The 25,853-nt window shown below is 33.8% G+C and carries 28 protein-coding genes, 1 tRNA gene and 1 other RNA gene; 8 read left to right on the top strand and 22 right to left on the bottom strand.

The window, feature by feature from the left end; translation table 11 throughout:
- Positions 1-177: 177 nt before the first annotated feature.
- Positions 178-699: a hypothetical protein gene (locus AST02_RS11720; protein WP_069817930.1), complete on the top strand. Its 522-nt coding sequence runs from the start codon at positions 178-180 to the stop codon at positions 697-699.
- Between the two features lie 461 nt (positions 700-1,160).
- Here the strand turns inward: AST02_RS11720 and AST02_RS14250 are convergent, their stop codons facing one another.
- The gene (locus AST02_RS14250; RefSeq protein ID WP_141714379.1) at positions 1,161-1,334 is read right to left on the bottom strand and encodes a VraH family peptide resistance protein; all 174 of its coding nucleotides are present in this window, start codon (positions 1,332-1,334) and stop codon (positions 1,161-1,163) included.
- A gap of 231 nt (positions 1,335-1,565) precedes the next feature.
- Between AST02_RS14250 and AST02_RS11715 the strand changes: the two genes are divergently transcribed.
- Positions 1,566-1,982 (top strand): cytidine deaminase, encoded by a 417-nt coding sequence (locus tag AST02_RS11715; protein WP_069817929.1) that lies wholly within the window; start codon positions 1,566-1,568, stop codon positions 1,980-1,982.
- Between the two features lie 38 nt (positions 1,983-2,020).
- Here the strand turns inward: AST02_RS11715 and AST02_RS11710 are convergent, their stop codons facing one another.
- From AST02_RS11710 to AST02_RS11700, 3 genes are read right to left on the bottom strand one after another with little or no spacing between them, the layout of a single operon-like run.
- Positions 2,021-2,476: a GNAT family N-acetyltransferase gene (locus AST02_RS11710; RefSeq protein WP_069817928.1), complete on the bottom strand. Its 456-nt coding sequence runs from the start codon at positions 2,474-2,476 to the stop codon at positions 2,021-2,023.
- 12 nt (positions 2,477-2,488) lie between these two features.
- Positions 2,489-2,908, bottom strand: coding sequence for a FosB/FosD family fosfomycin resistance bacillithiol transferase (gene fosB / locus AST02_RS11705; protein ID WP_069817927.1), 420 nt, complete (start codon positions 2,906-2,908; stop codon positions 2,489-2,491).
- Positions 2,908-3,381, bottom strand: coding sequence for a GNAT family N-acetyltransferase (locus AST02_RS11700; protein ID WP_226957458.1), 474 nt, complete (start codon positions 3,379-3,381; stop codon positions 2,908-2,910). The genes fosB and AST02_RS11700 overlap by 1 nt, the downstream gene beginning before the upstream one ends.
- Before the next feature lie 101 nt (positions 3,382-3,482).
- Between AST02_RS11700 and AST02_RS11695 the strand changes: the two genes are divergently transcribed.
- On the top strand, positions 3,483-4,142 hold the full coding sequence (locus AST02_RS11695; protein ID WP_069817926.1) for an HAD family hydrolase: 660 nt from the start codon (positions 3,483-3,485) through the stop codon (positions 4,140-4,142).
- Between the two features lie 69 nt (positions 4,143-4,211).
- A complete protein-coding gene (locus tag AST02_RS11690) occupies positions 4,212-4,649 on the top strand; it encodes a GNAT family N-acetyltransferase (RefSeq protein WP_069817925.1) in 438 nt (145 codons plus the stop codon).
- A gap of 120 nt (positions 4,650-4,769) precedes the next feature.
- On the opposite strand, the gene ssrA is transcribed toward AST02_RS11690, so the two are convergent.
- The 12 genes from ssrA to AST02_RS11630 all read right to left on the bottom strand — a co-directional run bounded on the left by ssrA (position 4,770) and on the right by AST02_RS11630 (position 17,378).
- Positions 4,770-5,131, bottom strand: a transfer-messenger RNA (tmRNA) gene (gene ssrA / locus AST02_RS11685).
- A gap of 106 nt (positions 5,132-5,237) precedes the next feature.
- The gene (gene smpB / locus AST02_RS11680) at positions 5,238-5,702 is read right to left on the bottom strand and encodes an SsrA-binding protein SmpB (protein WP_002508246.1); all 465 of its coding nucleotides are present in this window, start codon (positions 5,700-5,702) and stop codon (positions 5,238-5,240) included.
- 22 nt (positions 5,703-5,724) lie between these two features.
- Positions 5,725-8,103 (bottom strand): ribonuclease R, encoded by a 2,379-nt coding sequence (gene rnr, locus AST02_RS11675; RefSeq protein ID WP_069817924.1) that lies wholly within the window; start codon positions 8,101-8,103, stop codon positions 5,725-5,727.
- Between the two features lie 39 nt (positions 8,104-8,142).
- The gene (locus AST02_RS11670) at positions 8,143-8,883 is read right to left on the bottom strand and encodes an alpha/beta hydrolase (protein WP_069817923.1); all 741 of its coding nucleotides are present in this window, start codon (positions 8,881-8,883) and stop codon (positions 8,143-8,145) included.
- Between the two features lie 119 nt (positions 8,884-9,002).
- A complete protein-coding gene (gene secG / locus AST02_RS11665) occupies positions 9,003-9,236 on the bottom strand; it encodes a preprotein translocase subunit SecG (RefSeq protein WP_002508249.1) in 234 nt (77 codons plus the stop codon).
- A 68-nt stretch (positions 9,237-9,304) separates the two neighbouring features.
- Complete coding sequence (locus AST02_RS11660; RefSeq protein ID WP_069817922.1) at positions 9,305-9,766, bottom strand: hypothetical protein; 462 nt, start codon at positions 9,764-9,766, stop codon at positions 9,305-9,307.
- Positions 9,767-10,124: 358 nt separating this feature from the next.
- A complete protein-coding gene (eno, locus tag AST02_RS11655; RefSeq protein ID WP_021339867.1) occupies positions 10,125-11,429 on the bottom strand; it encodes a surface-displayed alpha-enolase in 1,305 nt (434 codons plus the stop codon).
- Between the two features lie 192 nt (positions 11,430-11,621).
- Positions 11,622-13,139 (bottom strand): 2,3-bisphosphoglycerate-independent phosphoglycerate mutase, encoded by a 1,518-nt coding sequence (gpmI, locus tag AST02_RS11650; protein ID WP_069817921.1) that lies wholly within the window; start codon positions 13,137-13,139, stop codon positions 11,622-11,624.
- 1 nt (position 13,140) lies between these two features.
- On the bottom strand, positions 13,141-13,902 hold the full coding sequence (gene tpiA, locus AST02_RS11645; RefSeq protein ID WP_002508253.1) for a triose-phosphate isomerase: 762 nt from the start codon (positions 13,900-13,902) through the stop codon (positions 13,141-13,143).
- A gap of 76 nt (positions 13,903-13,978) precedes the next feature.
- Positions 13,979-15,169 carry a phosphoglycerate kinase gene (locus tag AST02_RS11640; protein WP_069817920.1) on the bottom strand — a complete coding sequence of 397 codons (1,191 nt, stop codon included), beginning with the start codon at positions 15,167-15,169 and terminating at the stop codon, positions 13,979-13,981.
- Positions 15,170-15,300: 131 nt separating this feature from the next.
- Entirely contained in the window at positions 15,301-16,308 is a 1,008-nt protein-coding gene (gene gap / locus AST02_RS11635) for a type I glyceraldehyde-3-phosphate dehydrogenase (RefSeq protein WP_002508255.1), read from the bottom strand.
- 53 nt (positions 16,309-16,361) lie between these two features.
- Positions 16,362-17,378, bottom strand: coding sequence for a sugar-binding transcriptional regulator (locus AST02_RS11630; RefSeq protein WP_069817919.1), 1,017 nt, complete (start codon positions 17,376-17,378; stop codon positions 16,362-16,364).
- Positions 17,379-17,757: 379 nt separating this feature from the next.
- On the opposite strand from AST02_RS11630, the gene AST02_RS11625 reads away from it, so the two are divergent.
- Positions 17,758-17,991 (top strand): hypothetical protein, encoded by a 234-nt coding sequence (locus AST02_RS11625; RefSeq protein ID WP_069817918.1) that lies wholly within the window; start codon positions 17,758-17,760, stop codon positions 17,989-17,991.
- A 352-nt stretch (positions 17,992-18,343) separates the two neighbouring features.
- Here the strand turns inward: AST02_RS11625 and AST02_RS11620 are convergent, their stop codons facing one another.
- Positions 18,344-18,973 carry a DUF4887 domain-containing protein gene (locus AST02_RS11620; protein ID WP_069817917.1) on the bottom strand — a complete coding sequence of 210 codons (630 nt, stop codon included), beginning with the start codon at positions 18,971-18,973 and terminating at the stop codon, positions 18,344-18,346.
- Between the two features lie 289 nt (positions 18,974-19,262).
- Between AST02_RS11620 and AST02_RS11615 the strand changes: the two genes are divergently transcribed.
- On the top strand, positions 19,263-19,451 hold the full coding sequence (locus AST02_RS11615; protein WP_069817916.1) for a hypothetical protein: 189 nt from the start codon (positions 19,263-19,265) through the stop codon (positions 19,449-19,451).
- Between the two features lie 378 nt (positions 19,452-19,829).
- Positions 19,830-20,726: a TIGR01777 family oxidoreductase gene (locus AST02_RS11610; protein ID WP_069817915.1), complete on the top strand. Its 897-nt coding sequence runs from the start codon at positions 19,830-19,832 to the stop codon at positions 20,724-20,726.
- Positions 20,727-20,796: 70 nt separating this feature from the next.
- On the opposite strand, the gene clpP is transcribed toward AST02_RS11610, so the two are convergent.
- Positions 20,797-21,381: an ATP-dependent Clp endopeptidase proteolytic subunit ClpP gene (clpP, locus tag AST02_RS11605; RefSeq protein WP_069817914.1), complete on the bottom strand. Its 585-nt coding sequence runs from the start codon at positions 21,379-21,381 to the stop codon at positions 20,797-20,799.
- Positions 21,382-21,533: 152 nt separating this feature from the next.
- Here clpP and AST02_RS11600 point away from each other — a divergent pair.
- A tRNA-Arg gene (locus AST02_RS11600) sits at positions 21,534-21,605 on the top strand.
- A 215-nt stretch (positions 21,606-21,820) separates the two neighbouring features.
- On the opposite strand, the gene AST02_RS11595 is transcribed toward AST02_RS11600, so the two are convergent.
- From AST02_RS11595 to rapZ, 4 genes are all read right to left on the bottom strand, one after another.
- On the bottom strand, positions 21,821-22,666 hold the full coding sequence (locus AST02_RS11595; RefSeq protein WP_069817913.1) for a YitT family protein: 846 nt from the start codon (positions 22,664-22,666) through the stop codon (positions 21,821-21,823).
- Positions 22,667-22,926: 260 nt separating this feature from the next.
- Positions 22,927-23,874, bottom strand: a complete 948-nt coding sequence (gene whiA / locus AST02_RS11590) for a DNA-binding protein WhiA (protein ID WP_069817912.1) — start codon at positions 23,872-23,874, stop codon at positions 22,927-22,929.
- 44 nt (positions 23,875-23,918) lie between these two features.
- The gene (locus AST02_RS11585) at positions 23,919-24,917 is read right to left on the bottom strand and encodes a gluconeogenesis factor YvcK family protein (RefSeq protein ID WP_069817911.1); all 999 of its coding nucleotides are present in this window, start codon (positions 24,915-24,917) and stop codon (positions 23,919-23,921) included.
- Positions 24,904-25,830, bottom strand: a complete 927-nt coding sequence (gene rapZ, locus AST02_RS11580) for an RNase adapter RapZ (RefSeq protein WP_069817910.1) — start codon at positions 25,828-25,830, stop codon at positions 24,904-24,906. The genes AST02_RS11585 and rapZ overlap by 14 nt, the downstream gene beginning before the upstream one ends.
- Positions 25,831-25,853 lie beyond the last annotated feature (23 nt).

The following is a 25,853-nucleotide window of genomic DNA, read 5'->3' as shown; positions in this document are numbered from 1 at the left end:
TCGTATAACAATTAATGATTTTCACAGTAATTAAGGGTGCCTAATTGCAATAGAATCTAAAACTACCCCACTACACTTATAAAGATACTTAACTTAATCTTAACAATTTATTTTCACTATTGAATTTTAAGTGTAGTACAATTAAGTTATATAATTATTTTTTAGGGGGATATATAAATGAAGAAGATATTATTTTTAATACTAGCAAGCTTTTTAGTATTGGCTGCATGTGGGAATGAAGAAGAAAGTAAGTTAGACGACACAAAAGAAACTAAATCTGAAGATAAAGAAAGTACAAAAGATGATAAAGAATCTGATGAAGAAAAAGATAAGTCAGATGAAAAACAAAAATCTGACGACAAATCATCTGAAGAAGTAGCAACACAAGATGAAAGTACTGAAGAAGCTCAATCACAAGAACAAGTAAATACACAAGAGCAACAATCTACACAACAGCCTGTTCAATCACAAGAACAAACACAACAAGCACCTGTGGCTGATGAACAACCGACACAAGAACAACAAAGAACAGAAATTGATTTAAACAGATTACCAGGTGGCGATTTCACTACTGAAGGCATGTCCAAAGATGCTCAAATGCAAATAGAAGAATTAACTAGACAAAAAGATTTTGAAGGATTACCACAAAAAGACTACAACGATCAAGTATCTGCAATTATGAATAGTGAAATGAATTAATTTTACGGTACATTTGTCAAATGCCTCTTTTTATTTATCAATGAATTGATTCAACTTATACTTAATACTCATAGACAAAAAAGGCTTAGCCACAATGGCTAAGCCTTTTAATATGGAAACGGCGGAAGTTCATTAACGCATTTATGTATCAAATCATTAAAATTTTTAATCGTATTATCTTTATTGTTATTATTACATTTATTTACCGTAGCTTTTGTTTTGCTTTTTACGGAAATAAAAATTTAAAAATATAAATATTAGCCCAATCATGATAAATATACTATAACTTATGATTTCCAATAAAATAGATCTATCTAAATCAAAAACACTAAATAAAATTGGCTGTAAAATTATTATAACCAATAAATATATAACTACTTTATTAGACGTGAGATGCTTCGCAATAATAATGCACACCTTTCTATGTTGTCCAATGTAATCCAGACGTTCTCATAGATTTATTATTTCTCTAAAACATCCTCATTTAAGATTAAAAATGCTATGATGCCTATTGGTACACCTAATAATGGCGTTACAAATATACTTGCTATAATGATATAAAGAACTAGCATCCAAACATCATCAGATTCCCATTTTTTATTTAATAAATAATGCCACATCTCTTTTAAACTCATTAAAAAATCACCTCTATAATCCAACCAATATATTTTTATTTAAAAATATATTATCACACTCACATCATAATAAAAACCGCATATTTATATATGAGGTTTTAACTTAAAAGTATTACTTCAAATGTTAGTTTTAATAACTCAATAACTTTCCTTCTTTCACAAGAATTATTCCCTAATCATTTCCAGTTATAGTAGTATTGATTTATATAAATATTTTTCGGAGGTACGTTTATGAATATTGAACAGAAACTTTTTGAAGATGCTAAAACCTTGATAAAAGAAAGATATCCAAATGGATGGGGTGGTGCAGCTGCAATGTATTCAAAAAATGGAAACACTTATACATCTGTTGCGCCAGAGATCATAAATGCCTCTAGTGCTTTGTGTATTGAAACAGGGTCAATATTAGAAGCGCATAAATATCAAGACATTATTACGCATTCAATTTGCGTTGTAAGAGATGATGAATATAGTGATTTTAAAATACTTACACCTTGTGGTACATGTCAAGAAAGACTATTATATTGGGGAAATAAAATTAAAGTCGGTGTAACAACTGATAATAAGCAACCACAATACAAACTTTTAAATGATTTACAGCCCTACCATTGGACCAAAGCCTACGATGACATCAAATTCTCAGAATGAATTTAATATACAATAAGTCAGCTATTTTTTAGTTGACTTTATTTTATATTATCTATACTTTTCGAAAATCCAGATGATTTGTTCTCAAAACCGTTATTCTTATAGAAACTATGCGCATTATCTCTATCATTTCTATTACCACTATTTAAAGTGATTGCTTTGCATCCTAATTGAGTTGCTAACATTTCTGAACCTTTTAATAAAATTGTTCCATAGCCTTTTTCTCTATAATTAGAATTAATAACAAATGCTAGTAAACGCATATACTCACCATTCTTTTCATAGAACATCATTTTGCACATCCCACTTAAACCGATTATCACATCATCTTTTATTAAAAGTAACAAATAATAATCTTCATGACTGTATATCTTTTTTAAACGATTAAATAAGTCCTCTGCCGTTGTTGGATAACCTAACTCTTCATATAAAACTAATAGTTCATTTATCTTATTAAAATCTTTTTCTTCAAATAACCTTGTTTCTATTGTCATAATATAACCTACTTATATATAAAATTTCATATGTGGCTTTTCTTCTTTATAATATTCTAATCTATCTTGCAACGTACCTGTATGCAATTCTAACTTGTTGCCGTCTGGATCAGTGAAGTATATTGACTGTTTATCTCTTACGTCTCTATTACGTCCTTCTAATATATTAACATCGTTATCCTTTAACCATTGATACCAGTCGTCAAATTCACTCTCATCTATTGTAAATGCCATATGTGTATATGAGTATTGAATTTCATTTCTAGGTATATCTTTTTCTTCATTAAGCGCTAGCCACAGACCACCTAATATGAAATACGCTGTTTTGCCACTCTCTACTAAAATTTTAGCTTTTAATATATCTTTATAGAAAGCAATAGATGTCTTAATATCCAAAACTGAATAAGTCACGTGGTTTATAGATTTAATCATTAATAAATCACTTCAATTTTTTCTCCATACGATAATTTGTAGTTTCGAAACCCATTATATAAAGATACAGCTCGCTTATTGTGTCCGAATACATGCAAACCAATGCTTTCTACTTCTTTATTTTTGCAGTATTTTTCTATACATTCCATCGTTTTTGTACCTAAACCATGTCCTCTATATGTATCCTTAATTTTAATGTCATAAATAAAACATTTCTTTTTTTCTTTAACAGCAAATATATGGAGCCATAGGTATCCTATATCCACACTATTATTTACCACAGACAGTAAATATTGATTGCTTGTATTTAATCCATCAGGCAGTAAATTTTCAAATTCTGTACGCGCTCTTTCAATTGACCCATCTTCCTCCCAACCACCACTTTTAACATGTTCTGCAGCATATTCAATTATACTTTCCTCATAAAATACTTTGAAAGTTTGCTGATTCATGTTTTCTATGTAAAGACTCATATTTAATCCCCCCTTAACCTAATAAATACTTTGAATTATATGATATCATTGTTTCAATTGATTGAATATTCAAATAATAGAGGTTAGGGAGTATTAAATTTATGATAAAAGGAATTTTATTTGATTTAGATGGAACAATTTTAGATAGACCTTCTTCGTTAAATAAGTTTATGGATTATCAATATGACAAATTCTTTAATTACCTAAACCATATTGATAAAAATACTTTCAAAAGTAAATTTATTGAGTTAGATCAAAATGGTTATGTTTGGAAGGATAAAGTTTATACACAATTAATAGATATCTTTAATATTAATCATATAACCGCTGACATTTTACTAGATGACTATATCAACAATTTCAGAAAACATTGTTTACCGTATCCAAATCTAAAAGAATTGTTAGATATACTCGTCTCAAAGAATTACAAAATAGGTATCATCACTAACGGAAAATATCCTTTCCAATATAATAATATTAAAGCATTAAAAATCGAACACTACATGGATATCATTTTAGTTTCGGAAAAGGAAAATATCAAAAAACCTAATCCTCTTATTTTTGAAAAAGCAGCTAAAGAATTAGAAGTAGATTTATGTGAGTGTATTTTCATCGGTGATAGTTTTAAAAATGATTATGAAGCATCTAAGTTAGCAGGAATGCATAGTATATACAGATTAAATGGAAAAAATGATATTCATAATGTAACTGATAGTATTCAAAATTTGTATGAACTAACTGGTATTATTAAAAAATTCTAATAAGACCATATAAATTATTCGTTAATATTATATATTTATAATTAAAATAAAATAAAAAGGTGGATACGTATGGAATTCAGAAAAATTCAAAGTGAAGATTATAATAATTGTGCTAAAAACTTAGTTTCAGCTTATGAGGGGCCCCCATGGTATAATGATTGGTCTGAAAAAGAAGCATTACTTAGAATTGAAGCTACAATGAGCGGCTTTAATTCTAGAGGTTATGTCATTGAAGAAAATGACAAAATAATAGCCATGTGCATAGGTAGAATAGACTATTATTTTAGTGACATGAACCAATTTTGCATAGACGAATTTCATGTCGTCCCTGAATTCCAAAACAATGGTATAGGTAGAAATTTAATAAATTCTGTCTCTAATTCACTCAAACCTAGTGGAATATATAAAATTTTTCTAATTACAGGTGGAGAACCAGCAGCAAAATTTTATACAAAAAATGGATTTATAAAAACAAACGAAGGAATCATGATGGAACTCGAATTATGATTAAAGGACAAGTACAATTAGGATCAAAATAAACGATATCAATTACGTAAAGCATTGAGATTTGAAATATGTATCAACATAAATACAAAAAAGGCTTAGCCACAATGGCTAAGCCTTTTGGTATGGAGACGGCGGGATTCGAACCCGCGTCCAGAGGTCCTGATACAGATCTTTCTACGTGTGTAGTCTATCATTGAGTTTCGCATAATGGTAAGTGATAGACGGCCATCATTATGCTAGTTTGATTAATCTCTTCTAGGCAGACTTCAAACGGCAGTGCCTAGCGTATCCTACTAAAGGTTGAATCGCGGTTAACGGCACATAGGAGATGCCGTTAGGCGATGCAGAGTGCTATTACGCAGCTACTGCGAAATTATTGTTTTCTTTGCCAGTTATTATAACTGTGTGTGTTAGTGACGGAGACAACCCTCCGACACGCTTAACCTGCTCATGGTACCCCTGTCGAATCCAAAAACGCCCCCTAAATAGTATAAAATGCACTTCCTGTCCACTTCACGCTTATCGCTCAGCTTTTTAGAAAGCACATATTATATTACCAAAGATCAGGGTCTTTGGCAATATATCCGCTTAATAACGGTCTTTCATTGCTCTATCCATGTCACGTTTTACTGCTTTATCTTTCAATGCTTGTCGCTTATCGTAATTTTTCTTACCACGTGCAACACCCAGCAATACTTTACAGTGTCCATGTTTTAAATAGAGTTTCAATGGCACAATCGAATAACCCACTTCTCTCGTACGCTCACCTAATTTTTCAATTTGACGTTTGTGCAATAAAAGTTTACGTGAACGGCGAGGATCATGGTTAAAGCGATTGCCTTCTTCGTACGGGGCAATGTGCATATTATTAAGATACATTTCACCGCGATTAACTTGCGCATAACTATCTTTAAGATTAGCACTGCCACGACGAATTGACTTAATCTCAGTCCCTTGTAACACAATGCCCGCTTCAATCGTATCTTCAATGACGTAATCATGTCTGGCTTTACGATTTTCAGCTAGTGTTCCTGGTGATTTTTTCTTTGGCATTGAGTTTCACCTCTTTGTTGAGTTATTTTTTCTTCTTACGTGCTTTATTCTTCACATTTTTATCTTTATAAAATGGTTTGTGTTTTGTATTACCACTATTTGATTTATCGTTGTTACGTTGATTTTTACCTCGACGTTGTTTGTGTTTCGTTTTATCCTTGCTATCATCTTTAGATTTATCTGATGATTTGCCACGAGGATTCGCTTGGATTGTCTTACCACGTGAAGGTCTTTGACTACGTTCATTTTTAGGTAATGGCATACCAACGATTTGGAAATCGATCATGCGCTCATCTACGTCTACGTTGATGACTTTAATTTGAACTGGGTCGCCTATACGGAACACTTTAGCCTGACGTTCACCAATCATTGCCATTTGACGTTCATCAAAATGGTAAAAATCGTCTGTCATATTCGAAACGTGTACCATGCCTTCAATCGTATTTGGTAATTCAACGAACATACCAAAATTAGCAACTGAACTTATAATACCTTCGAATTCTTCACCAACATGTTGTACCATATATTCTGATTTTTTAAGTTCATCTGTATCACGCTCTGCTTCAATCGCTCTACGTTCTCTTTGAGATGTATGATCAGCAATTTCTGGTAACAGTGCTTCCCATTTTGACTTCTCTTTATTGTTCATAGATTGTTCTACAATATATTTACGTATTAATCTATGTACGATTAAATCAGGATATCTACGTATTGGTGACGTGAAATGTGTATAGTATTCAGCTGATAAGCCAAAGTGTCCTAAATTCACATCATCATAGCGTGCTTGTTGCATTGAACGTAACATCATTGTTGAGATAACCATTTGTTCTGGTTGGCCTTCAACTTCTTGTTGAATCTTTTGTAATGTTGAAGGATGGATTTCTTCTCCTGTACCTTGAATCATTAGTCCAAAATTCGTAATAAAATCAAAGAATTTACGTAAACGTTCTGATTTTGGTTGTTCGTGAACACGATATATGAATGGTACTTCTAAGTGATCGAAGTGTTCTGCTATCGTTTCATTTGCTGCAAGCATAAATGACTCGATTAAGCGCTCCCCTTCGCCACGTTTTCTCAATTCTACATCTGTTGGGATACCTTCTTCATTAACGATTACTTTTGCTTCACTAATATCGAAGTCGATTTCACCACGACGTCTTCTCATGTTAACTAAACGCTGTGATAGATCTTGTGCTAAGTCTAGCATTGGTGTGACTTCACTGAATTTTTCACGTGTGTCTGCATTTTGATCTGTAATAATTTCATTCACTTCATCATATGTCATACGATAATTTGAATGTATCACACTATCAAAAATCTCATGCTTAACGACTTCTCCACGTTCATTAAATTCCATGCGACAGCTCAATGTTAAGCGATCAACATCTGGGTTTAAAGAACAAATACCGTTACTTAAGCGGTGTGGAATCATAGGAATCACACGGTCAACTAAATAGACACTTGTAGCACGACTATATGCTTCTTCATCTAAAGCTGATCCTTCAGTGATATAATAACTAACGTCAGCGATACTGACTGTTAATTGTGTATGGCCGTTACTTAACTTTTTAATTCCAATTGCATCATCTAAATCTTTAGCATCTGCGCCATCAATCGTAATTGTAAGTTCATCACGTAAATCGTGACGACCTTCAGTTTGTGATGGTTCAATTTCATCCGGTACTGCTTCAGCTTCTGCTAAAACATTGTCTGGAAATTCAATTTCAATGCCATGTTGATAAATGATTGATAATATATCTACCCCTGGGTCGTTTTTATGGCCTAATATAGCCGAAACTTGTCCTTCGGGATTGTTTGTACCATCTGCGTACTTAGTGATCTGTACGAGTACTTTATGACCGTCTATAGCACCTAAGTTATGTCCTTTAGCGATAAAGATGTCTTGCATAATACGTTTATCATCTGGTAACACAAAACCAAAATGGCGTGCTTCGCTAAACGTACCAACCACTTGTGTGACTGAATGCGTTTCTATCGATTTCACTTCGCCCTCTAGCTTACCTTTGTGTTCACCCTTTGAATTTTGTACTTCTACTAGTACTGTATCACCGTCCATGGCTCTATTAATTTTTGTAGGTGGAATAAAGATATCATCCATTTCACCTTCTTCTGGACGTAAGAATGCAAAGCCTTTTTTATTCTGGCTTAGTTTACCCTTCACCAATTTTGATTGTTGGGATTTGTTAGATTCCTTGCGTTGATATCTATCTGTTTTTGTACGTTGAATTAAACCTGTTTGTTCTAATTCAACAAGCACCTTAATTAAGTCTCTAAATGAGTCGGCACTATTTAAACCTAATGCATCTTGAAAATCAGATACAGACATGGGTTCATAATCTGGTTGTTTAATAATTTCTTCAATGGATGGTTTTAAATTCATTATGCCCCTCCTTTCTCTTTTTAAATAATTCTATAATTTTTATTCAGACCAATCTAATGATTCTAAAAATTGGTATACATCTTCAAATACTAATTCTTTTTCTTTATCAATTGTAATGACATGTCCGGAATTCGCATACCATTTAATATCTTTTTCATCAGACTCGCTCTCATTGTATATAATGTTTGCAGAATCTGTATTGATCATTTGGTCTTGTTCTGCTTGAACGACCAATAATGGATCCATTACTTCGTCCACATGATCTCTTACATCTTGGATTTGTCCTTGAAGCTCTTTTAAAGTTTCAGTAGGTTGAAAAACGTCCATTTCTTTATTAATTGTGGTTTCGTCTTTACCTTGATACTTTTTAAAATTGCGGGCATATTCTAGTACACCATCAAACATAGACCCTTCCGTCTTAATGTACATAGGTGAACACATAGTTATAATACCCTTTACATCTCTGTTTAAGCTTAATTTTAATGCATAGCAGCCACCAAGGGACAAACCAGCGACTACAATTTCATCGTATCCTTTTTCGACTAAAAAGTCATAACCGTCTAATGCTTCTTTAAACCATACAAAAGGACTGGATTTTAATATTTCTTCAGGGGGTGCAGCATGTCCTTCATAATGAGGCGCATAAGATGTGTACCCTTTTTTCTGTAAGAATCGACCTAATTGTCTTACATCTGATGAATTCCCAGTGAAACCATGTAATAATAACACAGCTCGGTTGCCTTCTTCAAAAAAGAATGGCTCTGGAAGTTTGATTTGCATCGTGATTCAACCCTTTCGCTTATGCTTTGATTTCGAGTTAATTAATTTTTATAAATTTCTTTTTAGCATACAACATATCTATTATAAATAAAAAAGCCCGACTTTAACATTGTCGGACCTTATAAACCAAAATAACTTATGCCTAACATTAACAAGAAGAAAATGACAGACAATATAATTGTTAATCTATGCAAGAATAAATCGACACCGCGTTGCTTTTGTTTACCAAATAACTGTTCGGCGCCACCACTTATCGCACCTGATAGTCCATTACTTTTACCTTCTTGGAGTAATACAACAGTTACTAATGCAATACATACTAAAACTAAAATGATCATTACTACTGTATGCATGAAAATTGTCCTCCATTCATTATATACGAATCGCATTATACCACACGTTCGTCTTCTTTAGCAAACTACTATCTATTGAACGTACTCTTACGTTTAATAGATACAGCTAACATATAAATCGCTAATACAAATGACATAATCAATACAACTGTTAATGGAATTAAATTAATTCCAGCTTTAACGTCTAATATTGATCCATATACTGGACCGATATTAACTACATTATACAAGATTTGTGAGATGAATACAGCAAACATAAACCACCACAGATAGGTATGTCTATTCCAGATGGCGATGATACCTGCTAAGTTAGCAAATATGTACATTACGCCTGTAAATTGAAAACTATTTTTAATTGTTCCAACAGCATTTTCCGATGGCTTTTGTTCACTATTTAAAAGTAATTGTTTAATTACACTATCATCTAAAACAACAAATAAATGTACTGCATAAAGAATAGCGATGATTAATGAACTATAAGCAATCAGATGGGCCGTTTTTGTTTCTCTTGATTTAGGTTTTACATCCATATAAATTAAGGCTCCTTCTATGATTTACATCTTTAATTATATCAGTTTCATAGTGAAAGATGAACAATTTAAGCAAGTCTTACTATATAAATTATGTGACATAATTTATATAGCCGAACAGTAAGGTAGTACTACAAATTCTGTGCGTCAGGATTACATATACCTTCATACCTCCAGTTAAGCGGATGTATTCATTAACTGCGCACCACTCAAGTGACCTCTTGAGGATTACAATAGCTAAAGCTATTGCATAAGTCCTACTAATCTCAATTTTATTGAGAAAGTAGGACTTTAAAAAACACGCAAGCCATAAATGACTTGCGTGTTAGCGCGTGAACTCTTTAATTTTTAAGCGGTATTATTTAGATAAGTTATAGAAAGATTTAAGTCCGTCAAACTTAGCAGTTTCGTATAATTCATCTTCAATACGTAATAATTGGTTGTATTTAGCAATACGGTCTGTTCTTGATAATGAACCTGTTTTGATTTGACCAGCATTTGTTGCAACAGCGATATCAGAAATTGAAGTATCTTCTGTTTCACCTGAACGGTGAGAAATAACTGCTGTGTAACCAGCTTTTTGAGCCATTTCAATAGCTTCAAATGTTTCAGTTAAAGTACCGATTTGGTTAACTTTAATTAAGATTGAGTTACCGATACCTTTTTCGATACCTTCTTCTAATTTAACAGTGTTTGTAACGAATAAATCGTCACCTACTAATTGTACACGGTCACCGATACGTTCAGTTAATACTTTCCAACCGTCCCAGTCGTTTTCGTCCATACCGTCTTCAATAGAGATGATTGGATATTTGTTAACTAGTTCTTCTAAGAAATCAACTTGTTCTTCAGCATTACGTTTTTTACCATTTTCGCCTTCGAATTTAGCGTAGTTATAAACGCCATCTTCAAAGAACTCAGAAGATGCACAGTCAAAGCCTAAGAATACATCTTTACCTGGTTCTAAACCAACTGCTTTAATCGCTTCTAAAATAGTTTCTACAGCGTCTTCAGTGCCTTCGAATTTAGGAGCGAATCCACCTTCGTCACCAACTGATGTTTCTAAACCACGGTTTTTAAGGATTGATTTTAAGTTGTGGAAAATTTCTGCACCCCAACGTAATGATTCTTTAAATGTTTCTGCTCCAACTGGTAATACCATGAACTCTTGGAATGCGATTGGCGCATCAGAGTGAGAACCACCATTAACAATGTTCATCATTGGAACTGGTAATTGTGTACCGTTGAATCCACCTAAATATTTGTAAAGTGGTTGGCCTAATAAATCAGCTGCTGCACGAGCTACTGCTAGTGATACACCAAGAATAGCGTTAGCACCTAATTTACCTTTGTTTTCAGTACCATCTAATTGGATCATCATTTTGTCGATAGATACTTGTTCTAATACTGAAAATTCACCTTCAACTAATTCTGGTGCAATAATTTCGTTTACATTTTCAACTGCTTTAATAACACCTTTACCTAAGTAACGGTCTTTATCACCATCACGTAATTCTACTGCTTCGTGTTCACCAGTAGAGGCACCTGATGGAACTAATGCGCGACCAAAAGCGCCACTCTCAGTTAATACTTCTACTTCAACTGTTGGGTTACCGCGTGAGTCTAAGACTTCGCGAGCGTAAACATCTGTAATAATTGGCATGTTTATAATCTCCTTTATAAATAAGTAGTTTAGAAATATTAAATTTCATCTTCATTATAGCTTTAAATACTATAAATACAAAGTAATTTAATTCTCTTGTGTTGTTTATAGATGCTATAAATTATCAGAATAAGAAACCCTTCTATCTAAATTTATAGCATCAATTTTCACTCTAAATTTTAATTCATTAAATTAATGATTGATTAATGATTCACCAGTCATATCTTCTGGCTGGTTTACATTGAGTAAATCTAATAATGTTGGTGCTAAGTCACCTAGACGACCTGTTTCACGTAATGTTACGCCTTCTTTAGTAACGATAACTGGAACTGGATTCGTCGTATGTGTAGTCATTGGTTTATCGTCATCTGTTAATACCATGTCTGAGTTACCATGGTCTGCAGTAACGATAGCGTGACCACCCATTTCTGTAATCTTATCAACGACTTCGCCTAGACATTCGTCTACAGCTTCTATTGCTTTAATCGTTGGTTCAAGCATACCACTGTGTCCAACCATATCAGGGTTAGCAAAGTTTAATAAGATTAAATCTAAGTCACCTTTATTTAATTCTTCAATTAATGCATCTTTAACTTCGTATGCACTCATTTCTGGTTTAAGATCGTAAGTTGCGACTTTTGGTGAGTCGATTAGACGACGACGTTCACCTTCAAATTCAGCATTACGACCACCACTCATGAAATAAGTGACATGTGGGAATTTTTCTGTTTCCGCAATACGTAATTGTTTCAAACCATTGTCTTGAACAACTTCACCGATAGTATTTGTTAAATCAACTTTTTCAAAAACGATTTCTGCTTTCACATTGTCGTTATATTTTGTAAACGTTGCATAAAATAAATCGTCAATTTGTTCAACATTGAAACCTTCGAAAGCTTTGTCTGTAAAGATTTCAGAAAGTTGCCCTGCTCTGTCTGGACGGAAGTTATAAAAAATAACTGCGTCGCCATCATTCACACCGTCATTTTGATCTTTTACGATAAATGGTTCAACAAACTCGTCTGTTAAATCTTTCTCGTAGTTAGCTTCAACACCAGCTTTAGCTGATTCAAAAGTTTCACCTTTAAAATTACGGATTGCATTATAAGCTTTTTCTTCTCTATCCCAACGTTTATCACGATCCATTGCGTAATAACGGCCTGAAATAGATGCAAATTGGCCAATGCCAAGTTCATCGAATTTAGCTTGCGTTTCTTCGATATATTTTAGTGATGATTTTTGATCTACGTCACGTCCGTCTAAGAATGCGTGAACGTAGACTTTCTCAACACCTTGTTTTTTAGCTAATTCTAATAATGCGAACAAGTGTTTATAATGACTATGAACACCACCATCAGATAATAAGCCAAAGAGATGTAGCGCTGAATTATTGTCTTTAACGTGTTGAATTGCGTTGTTTAATACTTCATTATCAAAGAAATCACCGTCTTCGATAGATTTATTGATACGCGTTAAACTTTGATAAACTACACGTCCAGCACCAATATTCATATGACCAACTTCTGAATTACCCATTTGACCTTCAGGAAGACCAACATCTAAACCACTTGCTTCGATTTGCGTTGTTGGATATTTACTGTAGTAACGGTCGAAATTAGGCTTATTAGCTAGTTTTACAGCATTACCATGTTCTGTTTCTCTGTTTGCAAAACCGTCTAAAATAATTAATGCAGTTGGTTGTTTCGCCATATTATTTTGCACCTTCTAACAATTGTACAAAATCATCCACTTTAAGTGATGCGCCGCCTACTAATGCGCCATCGATGTCTGATTGAGCCATGTATTCTTTAATGTTGTTAGGTTTAACACTACCACCATATTGAATACGAGTTGCATCTGCTACTGTTTGACTAGATAACTCAGCAACTGTTTCTCTTACAAATGCACACATTTCGTTAGCATCTTCAGAAGTTGATGATTTACCAGTACCGATAGCCCAGATTGGTTCATAAGCAATAACTACTTGTTGTAATTGCTCTTCAGATAAACCTTCTACTGCTTTTTTCACTTGGTTGCCAACAACTTCGTTTGCTTTTCCACTTTCGCGTTCTTCATCAGTTTCGCCAACACAAATGATTGGTGTCATACCGTGGTTAAATACAGCATGTGCTTTTTTGTTAATGTCTTCGTCTGTTTCTTTGAAGATTTCACGACGTTCTGAATGTCCAATAACAACATATTTAACACCAAGGTCTGCTAATGCAGCTGGAGAAGTTTCACCAGTAAATGCGCCATTATCTTCGAAGTAAGCATTTTGAGCACCGATTTGTAATCCTTGTGCTTTACCATCATTTACTAAAGTAACTAATGCGTCTAATTGAATTGCTGGCGCACAAATTACAGATTCTACTTCTTTAGTGTCTGGTAATGTTGGTAATGCATTAACGAAATCTTTAGCTTCTTGAACTGTTTTATTCATTTTCCAGTTACCTGCGATAATTGGTTTTCTCATTATATAACACTCCTATTAGTAATTTATGATTAATATTTAAAAGCTATAATCATGTCTTGTATGTTTAGTCGTGCAATTATTTGTTAGCAATTGCGATAACGCCTGGTAGCTCTTTACCTTCAAGATATTCTAATGAAGCGCCGCCACCAGTTGAAATGTGACTGAAGTCATCTGCATATCCTAATGAAATTGCTGCTGCAGCTGAATCGCCGCCACCGATAATTGTGTTAGCATCTTTTAGTTCAGCGATTGCTTCACAAATACCAATCGTACCTTTAGCAAAGTTACTTAATTCAAATACACCCATTGGTCCGTTCCATATAACTGTATGCGCACCTTGTAATTGTTCTTTGAATAATTCTACTGTTTTCGGCCCAATATCCATTGCTTCTTGATCAGCTGGAATATCATCAACAGATACTTCTGTGATTTCAGCGTCATTTGAGAATTCTTTAGCAATTTTGCAATCTACTGGTAAAACAATTTGATCGCTCGCACGGTCTAATAATTCTTTAGCAAAGTCGACTTTATCTTCTTCTAATAACGATAAACCAATTTCTTTACCTTGTGCTTTGAAGAATGTGTACGACATTCCGCCACCGATAAGTACTTTGTCAGCAATTTTCAATAAGTTCGTGATGACACCAATTTTGTCAGAAACTTTAGCGCCACCTAAAATTGCAACTACAGGTTTATCAGGGTTTTCAACTACGCCACCGATATATTTAATTTCTTTTTCCATTAAGAATCCTGCAACTGTTTCTAAATTAGATGCGATACCAACGTTAGACGCGTGCTCACGGTGAGCTGTACCGAAAGCATCATTTACGAATACATCGCCAAGTGATGCCCAGTATTTGCCTAAGTCAGCATCATTTTTAGATTCTTTTTTACCATCAACGTCTTCAAAACGAGTATTTTCAACTAAAAGTACATCGCCTTCGTTAAGTGCTTTAACAGATTGTTCCAGCTTTTCGCCACGTGTTTCAGGTACAAACACAACATCTTTACCTAATTTTTCTGTTAATGCTTCAGCAACTGGTTTTAAAGTTAATTCTGCTTTATCGCTTTCTTCTTTAACTTTACCTAGGTGAGAGAATAATACTACTTTTCCACCTTGTTCAATAATATGCTTGATTGTTGGTAAAGCTTGAACGATACGGTTATCATCAGTGATTTCGCCGTCTTTCATTGGTACGTTAAAATCTGCACGTACAAGTACAGTTTTACCTTTTAATTCTATGTCAGTTACAATTTTTTTAGCCATATAAGCTTCCTCCTCTGAATGGAACAATAAAGTAAAATAAGCGGAGAAGCGATGTGCTCCCCGCTTACTCCTAAGCTTATTGTTTAAATTTAACAACATCTAAGCTTGTTAAATTAATTTTTTAATCCGAATTATTTAGATTGGTCAGCTAAATATTCTAAAGTACGAACTAATTGTGAAGTGTAAGACATTTCGTTATCGTACCAAGCAGCTATTTTAACTAATTGGTGATCTCCAACTGTCATAACACGTGTTTGTGTTGCATCGAATAATGAACCGTAAGTCATACCGATTACGTCAGAAGAAACGATTTCGTCTTCAGTGTAACCAAATGATTCGTCTGAAGCATTTTTCATTGCTGCGTTAACGTCTTCAACGCTTACGTCTTTTTCTAATACAACTGTAAGTTCAGTTAATGAACCAGTAGCAACTGGAACACGTTGAGCGCCACCGTCTAATTTACCATCGATTTCAGGGATTACTAAACCAATTGCTTTAGCAGCACCTGTTGAGTTAGGGATGATGTTTTCAGCAGCTGCACGTGCACGACGTTTGTCGCCTTTTCTGTGTGGAGCATCTTGAGTACTTTGGTCACCAGTATATGCGTGAATAGTAGTCATGAAACCTTCAACTAAGCCGAAGTCATCATTTAAAACTTTAGCTACTGGAGCTAATGAGTTAGTAGTACATGAAGCACCTGAAACAACTGTTTCTGAACCATCTAATTCACTGTGGTTAGTGTTATAAACGATTGTTTTTAAGTCGCCTGTTGCTGGTGCAGAGATTAATACTTTTTTAGCGCCAGCGTCAATGTGAGCTTCTGCTTTTTCTTTATCAGCGAAGAAACCAGTACATTCTAAAACAACATCGATGTCTAAGTCTTTCCAAGGTAATTTACTTGGTTCAGGTTCTGAGAATGATTTAACTTCTTGACCATTTACACGGAATCCGTCTTTTTCTACTTCAACTTCTCCTGTGAAGCGACCTTGTGTAGTGTCATATTTTAATAAATGAGCTAACATTTCGTCATCTGTTAAATCGTTAACTGCTACTACGTCAATACCTTCTACGTCTTGAATTCTTCTAAATGCTAAACGTCCAATTCTACCAAAACCATTAATTGCTACTTTAACTGCCATTATAATGGCCTCCTTTAAAATGATATTTAAAAAGTGTTTTTCACCTTTTATTACTATTGTTTTGCGATTACTCTTGCCGCAGCTTCGTCTGTGATTAATACAGTGTTATTGGGTGCAATTGAAAGGTAAGCTTTAATAGCTTCTCCTTTTGATCTACCCCCAGCTACGGCAAAGATAAACTTCTTCGACTCAAGATCTTCTAACTGTAGTCCAATCGTTTTCACTTTATGGACAATGTCACCCTGATCATCGAAATAATATCCAAATGCTTCTCCCGAGGCATTGTGATGTTGAAGTTTCTCTATAACTTCACTAGGTGATTGACGTCTTCGCGCCATCTTCAGCGCATCACCAATGCCGTGGATTGTAATATTGGATTCTTTAATTTTCTCAAGTGAATGGATGACTGATGGTTCTAACATAAGCGTGTTATATGTTGTCTCACTTACATTATCTGGGACATACAATGTGGTATAATCACCGTTCGTTTGCTGTGCCATACTTGCAGCAATCGTATTCGCTTGATATACAACATTTTCACCAAGCCCTCCACGCGCAGGTACGAATAATACATTGTACGGTTGCTTGTGCATGGCTTCGCTAACATATGCCATCGTTGAACCACCAGTCACAGAAACTATTGCATGTTCGTAAAGAATATCTTCTACAAGTTGTCCCGCCTGACGTGACAACTCAACCTTAACTGTTTTATCAGCATCTGAATCGCCAGGTATGACGTAAACTTCTTTGATGTTGTACTGCTCTTTAATAACTTGCGCAAGATGATGATCATCTGAATAAATATTGAAATAGCTATTCAATTGACGAATCGTTGTTTCACCTTTTTCAGTTATTTCCATACCTGTCGGTTTAACTTTGATAAGTTCTTGTTTCTTCAATATATCTGTTTCAGAACGCAATACGCGTTCAGTCAAATCCATGTATTCACTTAAACTTCGTCTACCTACGGGTTGATGCTTGGAGATAGTAGTGAGTATTGAAAAACGACGATACATCTTTTCAACAATTTCTGGAACTAACTTTTGTTGAATTTTTATCAAGTCCTTCACTACTATCCACCTCCATTTCCATTTAAAGGGTCAAGTTCTAACCATAGATTGACTTTTTGCGTCCCTGGTGGGACAAAAAAATATAACCTCTTATAACAGCAATACTACTACTATATTTTTCAAATTGCAAGGGAAATACCTATCTATTAATTATTGACTATTGACCATTAAAATTTTAGTTACTTTTGTAACTGCCTACAATAATTTAATACCCGTTAAAAACATCAATTAATCATTCATACTTATTATTTTTTAATAGTACATATAATAATATAAACACATATTATTCACATTCTTGAGCTTTTACAAGCGTGAATGATTGAATGGTTGTCCTATTATCATTAAAATAGCTTTATAATACTATTTTGGAGGAAAAACTATGTCACAAAAAGATCAACCAGAGGTTATCGATCCGGATGACCAACGATATAAGGACCCAGATCATTTTAATAAGCATAGTCAAAAACCATACGCTGGTACACACCAACACCAATCATATAACTATACGAAAAATGTCGGTTGTGGTTGTGGCCCATTCGGTTGTTTGAGTGGTTGCATCACTTTAATACTCTTGTCATCACTCCTTACTTTCTTATTAAACTTCTTATTTTAATTCAATCTGATTCATATTAGCTTTTACTTTATTTAAAATTATAAATGCCCTGCACTTCAAGTTAATTAAAATATAGTTTAAAAATAAAGTCTGTATTGGTCTTTATATGAGTTCGACTAATTACTAATGATAAATGATTGATTAATTTTAAAAAAATGACAGTAATTTGCTACGACTCCTACAGGAGATGCACCAACTAAAGTCTAAAGCTGTACTCATGTGGGACACGTGCATAAAAAATGCCAACAAAGTCGTAGTCTTTGTCGATAATATAAAAAGAAGCACTCGTTTGCACGAGTGCTTCTTTTTAATAAATTATGCACCTATATCTACTAAACAGTTATTAACAATATTAATCTTCTTCTGATGAATTTGAGTCACTGTTTTGTGATGATTTTTCTTGTGTGTCAGCTTGACTACTTCTTTCTTCTGTTGAAGGCTCAGGCGTTTGCTCTTCAGTTGAAGGTTCTGAAGTTCTTTCTTCTGTTGATGGCTCAGGTGTTTTTTCCTCTGTCGTACGCTCTTCGGTAGTACGTTCCTCTGTAGTTTGCTCTTCAGTAGAGCGTTCTTCAGTTGTTGCTTCTTTTGTTTTTTCAGGAGAGTCTTTTTCTTCTTCTGTTGTACGTTCAGCTGTTGCAGGTTGTTGTGTTTGTTGCTGAGTTTGCTGTTGAGTTTGTTGCGTCTCTTGTGTTTGTTGTGTAGTTGGAACTTGCTGAGTTTGTTGTTGAGTTTGTTGTTGAGTTTCTTGTGATTCTTCTGTCGATTTCTCTTTTTTCTTATCTTTTTCTTCTTTAGTCTTTTCTTTTTTCTTATCTTTTTCTTCTTGCTTTTGATCAGCTAAACGTTCATCGGCTTGTTTCGAATGATCTATAAAGGCAAAAATGGCAAAAACTAATCCACCTACTAATAACAAGACAATAATCGCGCTCACAATTTTTGCAAAAGTGCTCATTTTCTTGTTATTTTGATTATGCTTTGGCATAAGCTCCCCTCACTTCAATTTATATCATAACTTTTATATTTATTCTAAATGTACTTTCATTAACAAATGTATATTTTACACTATTTTTTATACTAATCAAACCGATTAACTATTTTTTAATATGGATGTTATCTTGATGTCATATCTATTGTAAAATACAAATATGTCTTAATATTTTATGTTTCAATTTAATATTAATCTAAACCAAACTATATTTACAATACTTTTATTTAATTTCAAATGTTACTTTACATGTTTCACTATTATCATAACAGGATGTGAGCTAAATATGAATAAACATGATTTATTAAATGATTTAGAGCAGCAGGATCACCATAACAAAAAAGGCCTTCGCCAAATGATGGTTGAAAATGATAACTATGAACCAAAGCCCACTTCAAAAAAGCGCTATTTTTTCTTTAGTTTTATAATTTTCCTTCTATTAGTTATTTTCAGTTTAATTTTTCTTTTCATCTAATAGTAAAGCTGTAAAAATCTTATTGAGGATACATTTATATAAGCGCTATCTAAATAAAAAGATAGTTATAAATCTTTAATTACGTTAGCATATAAATATAGGCCTATACGATAATCGCATAGGCCACTACTAAAGGGAGTCAAAATTTTACCTTCGTTAGTATATTATGGGGTATACTCGAAATAATTAAGAGATGATTAATTAATATCGAAGGTACCCTTATTATAACGGCATCCAATATTATTTTAAATACTTCTTAAGATGACTAAATGACATATTCTTGAACAATTTTCGAAAGAATTATGTCAGAAAAACAATTAGCTTGAGTCGTTTTTAATCATTACAGTCTAAAGCATTACTATTTTATGAGGTGATATAATGAAACACTATTTAATAACAGGCGGCACAGGTATGGTTGGTAGCCAACTCGTTGAAGCTATCAAGCAAAGTGACGCGCATATAACGATACTTACAAGACAAGACAAGTCAACTTCACATCCCAAAATAACATACGTTAATTGGTCTAAAGCAAATTGGGAATCTCAAATTCCTGATATTGACATTGTTATTAATCTTGCAGGTGCAAGCTTAATGAAACGGTGGACAAAAGAACATAAACAAGCAATTATGTTGAGTCGCTTACAGTCTACACAAGCATTATTCGACTTGTTTAAAAATCGCAAACAAAAACCTTCAGTATTCTTCAATGCGAGTGCAGTTGGTTATTACAAACCAGATTACGATCGAACTTATACAGAATTATATCAATCACTCCCATTTGATTTCTTATCGGAAGTAGTTTACCAATGGGAACGTCGTGCACGTCAGTTTGAATCATTAGGCACACGTGTTGTAATTGGTAGATTTGGCATGATTCTTGCAGAAGATGGAGGCGCCTTACCTTTAATGAAACTACCATATGAATTTTACCTTGGTGGTAAACTCGGTTCAGGTAGACAGTGGTATTCTTGGATTCATTTAGATGATTTAACAAGAGCAATTCTCTATACAATTAACCACGGCAATGCGCAAGGCGTTTTCAACTTTACAGCGCCTATTGTTGAACATCAAAATTTATTCGGCTATACACTGGCACGTGTCACACACCGCCCCCATTTCACTTGGGTACCTGCATTAGCCTTAAGATTAGCTTTAGGTCAAATGTCTACAGTTGTATTAGACACACAAAAAGTAATTCCAAATAAATTACAGGCTATAGATTTTAATTTTAAATATCCAGATTTAAAATTAGCTTTAGAAGATTTAGTAAAATAATGAATAAAAAAAGACAAGCCACATAATGCGACTTGTCTTTTTTACTTAAGCTTTTATATTAATTTTAATATTATGCTTCAGGAACCATAACTTGGTCAACTAAACCGTATTCTTTAGCTTCTTCAGCTGATAAGAAATTATCACGATCTGTATCTTTTTCAATTTTTTCAATTGACTGACCAGTACGATCTGCTAAAATTTGGTTTAATTTTGAACGTGTTTTAAGAATATGATTCGCAGCAATTTCAATTTCTGTTGCTTGACCTTGCGCACCACCAAGTGGTTGGTGAATCATTACTTCAGCATTTGGTAAAGCAAAACGTTTACCTTTTGCTCCTGCTGCAAGTAGGAATGAACCCATTGAGGCAGCCATACCAATACAGATTGTTTGTACATCTGGTTTAATGTGTTGGATTGTATCATAAATTGCAAATCCAGCCGTCACACTTCCGCCCGGTGAATTGATATAAAGATAGATATCTTTTTCAGCATCTTGTGCTTGTAGGAATAATAATTGTGAAACAATAGAGTTTGCTACATTATCATCGATTTGTGAACCTAACATAATAATACGGTCTTTTAATAAACGTGAGTAAATGTCATATGCACGTTCCCCACGGTTTGTTGTTTCAATTACTGTAGGTATTAAATTCATTAATATTGCCTCCTCATTTCTAATTGATAAATTTATTTTAACTCAAAAGTCAAATATGGTCAAAAATTAAGCTCGAAATTTCACGAAACTTACATTATTCTTATTGACCGTTACTTCTAAGATTTGTACACTTGTATTACCGTGTTTTTTAACCCCTCGTAGTGTAATGGATAACACGTAAGATTCCGGTTCTTAAAATGGGGGTTCGATTCCCTTCGAGGGGACTTGCATAAGATTTTCTAAACATCACCCGATACCATAGGTTATTTATATATCTATGATGTCGGGGTTTTGTTTTTTTATTTAAAAACACTCAAACCATTAACCACTTTTATCATATACCCTTTTTCAATATATCTAGTAATCTATGTAGTTTATAATATGCTAAAAATCTATGCAAGACAATTGTTTCTCATTATTAAAACAAGAATTTATAGGTTTATTTTACATTTATAAAACTACTACCTAAAACATCTCTCACATCATGGATTACTAAAAAGGCATTTTCATCTTCTTCGTTAACAAGCTTCTTCACTCTTGTTACTTGAGATTGTGGCACTACCACGTATAGCATACGCGTCTCACTCTTAGCATAGCCACCTTTACCAGTTAATATCGTAGAACCTCTACCTGTAAAAGCATTAATTTTATCGCTAATTGTTTCACTTTTGCTTGATATAACAGTAACTGCTTTTTTAGGATTAAACCCTTCTATGATAAACGATGTCGCTCTTTCGGTTACGAATAGCATAATGATTGTAAATAACACATTTTGTAAAGGGAGTACCATCAAAAAAGATAGCACGACAAGCGCATCCAATACAAAGATGCCTTGTGATGTTTTAATTTCTGAATATTTATTAATTATCTTAGCTATGACTGAGGTGCCTCCGAGTGTACTACCTGTCGCAATAACTAAACCTCCACCAATACCAATGATAGCCCCACCAAACACAGCGTTAATCACAAAATTATCCACACCTAGATTTATATTTTCAGTTAAATGTAAAAAAAGTGAGAGTGACGTATTTGCTATAACTGTATATACTGCAGTCGTTTTACTCAAAAATTTCCAACCAATTAATACAACAAGTGTATTGATAATTAATGAAGTCCACGCAGGCGACAATCCAAATGAATATAATAGTGCTAGAGATATACCAACAGTGCCCCCATCTCCTAAGTTAGATCCAAGTAAAAAACAATTGACACCTATTGCGTTAATAAATGTGCCTATTATACAAAGGATAATATTTTTAGAATGCTTATTAAACAGTTTTGACATAAACTCACTCCTTCGACTCCAAGAACAATAGGTTTGAATCATTGTTCTATTGCTATTACGCATCATAAATTATATTAATTATATAAAAAAACACCTCTTTATAGAGGCGTTAATAGTCAAAATTAAATTATACAATTATTTTATAATAATTCTAGCACAACTATTTCAGGTATGACTAGATTTATTTTTAATAATGCCCTAAAATTTCTCAAAGTCAGTATTGAAGGGTCCAAACTAAAAATCTAAAACTGTAAAGCATATTATTTCAGTTCAATTGGTTCGCCGCTTCTCAATTTATCCGCCATTTCATTCAACTTTCTTAATCGATGATTCACACCAGATTTAGATATATTGCCAGAAGTCATCATTTCACCTAATTCTTTAAGTGACACTTCTTGATGCTCTATTCTTAGTCTTGCAATTTCACGTAATCTTTCAGGTAAATTATCTAGACCAATTTCTTGGTCAATTAAACGAATGCTTTCTACATGTTTCATAGAGGCACTTACTGTTTTGTTCAAATTAGCAGTTTCACAATTCACCAATCTGTTAACAGAGTTTCTCATATCACGTACAATACGGACATCTTCAAATTTCAATAGTGCTTGATATCCACCGATTAAACTTAAGAAATCAGAAATTTTTTCCGCTTCTTTTAAATAAGCAATACTACCTTTTTTTCGTTCGAGATGCTTGGCGTTCAAATCATATTTATTCATTAACTGCGTTATACCTTCAGAATGGTCTTCATATAATGAAAATATTTCTAAATGATAAGATGATGTTTCTGGATTGTTTACTGAGCCACCAGCAAGAAAAGCACCACGTAAATAACTTCTTCTCATTTCATCATCATGAATCAATGCTTCATCAATTTCGTGCGTAAAGACGCCACTTTTTAAAATACCTAATTCATCCAATATTTCTCTAGCACGTACTTTAATACGACAGATATAAATATTGTTCTTTTTTAATTTCATTTTCTTTCTCACAAGTAGTTCCACTTCAACATTAAAAACTTTTTTAATTAACGAATATATACGTCTTGCCGTAGTAGCATTTTCAGTTTGTACGTTAATAACAAATTGTTGGTTGGAAAGACTGAGTGCACCATTCATACGAATAAGCGCACTGAGCTCTGCTTTTGCATTCTCTTCATCTACTTCTATTCTAGTTAGTTCATTCTTCATCTCGGATGCAAAGCTCATAGATTAATCAGTCCCTTCTTTAACTAAATGATATCACTTAGTTATTATTCATCATTTTCTTTATCTCGCGTAAATTCAATCGTTTCAGTTTCTCGCATAGCTATTTCGTAAATCATTTTAGATAACACTTCAGTATTATGACGCACATAGTATTCTTCAGAAACTTCTACTAAATTAGGGTGTGTAAATACTTTAATATTTTGTTCTTCCATATGATTCATATTACATTTCACTGGTGATGCCCCATCTTCCCTATAACGCCTCAACACATCTTCAGTAAATGATTGGGTGCTACAAATAGAGTAACTGATAAAGTTCTGACCAACATGATCATGTATTGCGTTCACATGGTCGACTGCAGTATAACTATTTGTTTCACCTGGCTGTGTCATAACATTTGAAACATATAATTTAGGAACGTCTCCACCCAGCAGTGCATTAGAAATACCCTTCACGCATAGGTTAGAAATCACACTCGTATAAAGTGAGCCAGGGCCTAACACGATTAAATCTGCTTCTTCTATTGCTTCCACTGCTTCTTCCATTGGCTCAACATCTTCTGGTTCCAAAAATACACGTTTAATCTTTTTATTCTTTTTTGGAATATTAGATTCGCCATATACAATTTCTCCATCTTCCATTACTGCATTTAAACGTACGCTCGCATTAGTAGATGGAATAACACGACCTCTAATATTTAAAATTTTACTTAGTTCTTTCACTGCATGGCCGAAATCGTTATTGATGTTGGTTAATGCAGCGATGAGTAAGTTACCTAAAGAATGACCTTCGACTTGGTTTTCTTTAAAACGATATTGAAACAATTGCTCTATTGTTGATTCAGTTTCACTTAATGCCGAAATAACGTTTCGTATATCTCCTGGAGCAGGTATATCCATTTCGCTTCGTATTTTACCCGTACTACCACCATCATCAGCTACTGTGACAATCGTCGTAATATCAATCGGATAACCCTTTAAACCACGTGCTAAAACGGATAAACCCGTACCTCCACCTATAAGTACAAGTTTAATTCTTTTCATTTTTTTGTTTCACGCCACTTTCGACATGTGCATCCCTATGTTGCACATACACATTATAGTCAAAACTCTCTCTGAGTTCTGCTCCGATACGTTTGGCTAGTGCGACAGAACGATGTTGGCCACCAGTACACCCTATTGCAATAACAAGTTGAGATTTACCTTCTTTTTTATACCCTGGCACCATAAATTTCAATAAATCCATTAATTTTTCATAAAAAATATTTGTTTCTTTCCATTTCATTACATATTTATATACCGCTTCATCTTCACCAGTTAATGGTCTCAACTCATCAACGTAGTGCGGATTTGGTAAAAACCTTACATCAAATACAAGGTCCGCATCTATTTGTATCCCATGTTTAAAACCGAAGCTAATGACATTAATATTAAATGTTTGGTAGTTACTTTGATTAAAATAATCCCCCACGCGTTTGCGTAATTCTTTCGGTGTCATTTGCGATGTATCAATCGTATAATTCGCTAAACTCTGAATTTCAGTCAACAACTCACGTTCTTCTTCAATAGATTCAATTAATGAACGTTGACCTTTTTCATTTAAAGGATGTGCACGACGTGTTTCTTTATAACGAGAGATTAGTTTTTCATTCGAAGCTTCCAAGAACATTAAATCAACAATAACGTCTGAGTTACTCTTAATTTGATCCATCTCTTTAATTAAAGACTTAAAGAGTTCCTTACCTCTCAAATCAATAGCAATCGCTACTTTTTGTAAAGAAGGGTTCCCTTGCCCCATCAATTCTACAAACTTTGGTAACAGAATCGGTGGTAAATTATCTACACAGAAATATCCAATGTCTTCTAAACTCTGGATGACCATAGATTTTCCGGCGCCTGACAAACCAGTTACAACCAACAATTCACTCTTTACTATTTCTTTTTCTTCTCGCTGCATCTCTTTACACCATCCATTGATTA

This window comes from Staphylococcus equorum (genome assembly GCF_001747895.1).
Lineage (GTDB): Bacteria > Bacillota > Bacilli > Staphylococcales > Staphylococcaceae > Staphylococcus > Staphylococcus equorum_A.
This window is presented reverse-complemented; position numbering and strand designations above follow the sequence as displayed.

Excerpts from the sequence above, each read along its gene's own strand:
- AST02_RS11720 (WP_069817930.1), top strand. The coding sequence starts at position 178 with ATGAAGAAGATATTATTTTTAATACTAGCAAGCTTTTTAGTATTGGCT.
- AST02_RS14250 (WP_141714379.1), bottom strand. The coding sequence starts at position 1,334 with ATGAGTTTAAAAGAGATGTGGCATTATTTATTAAATAAAAAATGGGAA.
- AST02_RS11715 (WP_069817929.1), top strand. The coding sequence starts at position 1,566 with ATGAATATTGAACAGAAACTTTTTGAAGATGCTAAAACCTTGATAAAA.
- AST02_RS11710 (WP_069817928.1), bottom strand. The coding sequence starts at position 2,476 with ATGACAATAGAAACAAGGTTATTTGAAGAAAAAGATTTTAATAAGATA.
- fosB (WP_069817927.1), bottom strand. The coding sequence starts at position 2,908 with ATGATTAAATCTATAAACCACGTGACTTATTCAGTTTTGGATATTAAG.
- AST02_RS11700 (WP_226957458.1), bottom strand. The coding sequence starts at position 3,381 with ATGAGTCTTTACATAGAAAACATGAATCAGCAAACTTTCAAAGTATTT.
- AST02_RS11695 (WP_069817926.1), top strand. The coding sequence starts at position 3,483 with ATGATAAAAGGAATTTTATTTGATTTAGATGGAACAATTTTAGATAGA.
- AST02_RS11690 (WP_069817925.1), top strand. The coding sequence starts at position 4,212 with ATGGAATTCAGAAAAATTCAAAGTGAAGATTATAATAATTGTGCTAAA.
- smpB (WP_002508246.1), bottom strand. The coding sequence starts at position 5,702 with ATGCCAAAGAAAAAATCACCAGGAACACTAGCTGAAAATCGTAAAGCC.
- rnr (WP_069817924.1), bottom strand. The coding sequence starts at position 8,103 with ATGAATTTAAAACCATCCATTGAAGAAATTATTAAACAACCAGATTAT.
- AST02_RS11670 (WP_069817923.1), bottom strand. The coding sequence starts at position 8,883 with ATGCAAATCAAACTTCCAGAGCCATTCTTTTTTGAAGAAGGCAACCGA.
- secG (WP_002508249.1), bottom strand. The coding sequence starts at position 9,236 with ATGCATACAGTAGTAATGATCATTTTAGTTTTAGTATGTATTGCATTA.
- AST02_RS11660 (WP_069817922.1), bottom strand. The coding sequence starts at position 9,766 with ATGGATGTAAAACCTAAATCAAGAGAAACAAAAACGGCCCATCTGATT.
- eno (WP_021339867.1), bottom strand. The coding sequence starts at position 11,429 with ATGCCAATTATTACAGATGTTTACGCTCGCGAAGTCTTAGACTCACGC.
- gpmI (WP_069817921.1), bottom strand. The coding sequence starts at position 13,139 with ATGGCGAAACAACCAACTGCATTAATTATTTTAGACGGTTTTGCAAAC.
- tpiA (WP_002508253.1), bottom strand. The coding sequence starts at position 13,902 with ATGAGAAAACCAATTATCGCAGGTAACTGGAAAATGAATAAAACAGTT.
- AST02_RS11640 (WP_069817920.1), bottom strand. The coding sequence starts at position 15,169 with ATGGCTAAAAAAATTGTAACTGACATAGAATTAAAAGGTAAAACTGTA.
- gap (WP_002508255.1), bottom strand. The coding sequence starts at position 16,308 with ATGGCAGTTAAAGTAGCAATTAATGGTTTTGGTAGAATTGGACGTTTA.
- AST02_RS11625 (WP_069817918.1), top strand. The coding sequence starts at position 17,758 with ATGTCACAAAAAGATCAACCAGAGGTTATCGATCCGGATGACCAACGA.
- AST02_RS11620 (WP_069817917.1), bottom strand. The coding sequence starts at position 18,973 with ATGCCAAAGCATAATCAAAATAACAAGAAAATGAGCACTTTTGCAAAA.
- AST02_RS11615 (WP_069817916.1), top strand. The coding sequence starts at position 19,263 with ATGAATAAACATGATTTATTAAATGATTTAGAGCAGCAGGATCACCAT.
- AST02_RS11610 (WP_069817915.1), top strand. The coding sequence starts at position 19,830 with ATGAAACACTATTTAATAACAGGCGGCACAGGTATGGTTGGTAGCCAA.
- clpP (WP_069817914.1), bottom strand. The coding sequence starts at position 21,381 with ATGAATTTAATACCTACAGTAATTGAAACAACAAACCGTGGGGAACGT.
- AST02_RS11595 (WP_069817913.1), bottom strand. The coding sequence starts at position 22,666 with ATGTCAAAACTGTTTAATAAGCATTCTAAAAATATTATCCTTTGTATA.
- whiA (WP_069817912.1), bottom strand. The coding sequence starts at position 23,874 with ATGAGCTTTGCATCCGAGATGAAGAATGAACTAACTAGAATAGAAGTA.
- AST02_RS11585 (WP_069817911.1), bottom strand. The coding sequence starts at position 24,917 with ATGAAAAGAATTAAACTTGTACTTATAGGTGGAGGTACGGGTTTATCC.
- rapZ (WP_069817910.1), bottom strand. The coding sequence starts at position 25,830 with ATGCAGCGAGAAGAAAAAGAAATAGTAAAGAGTGAATTGTTGGTTGTA.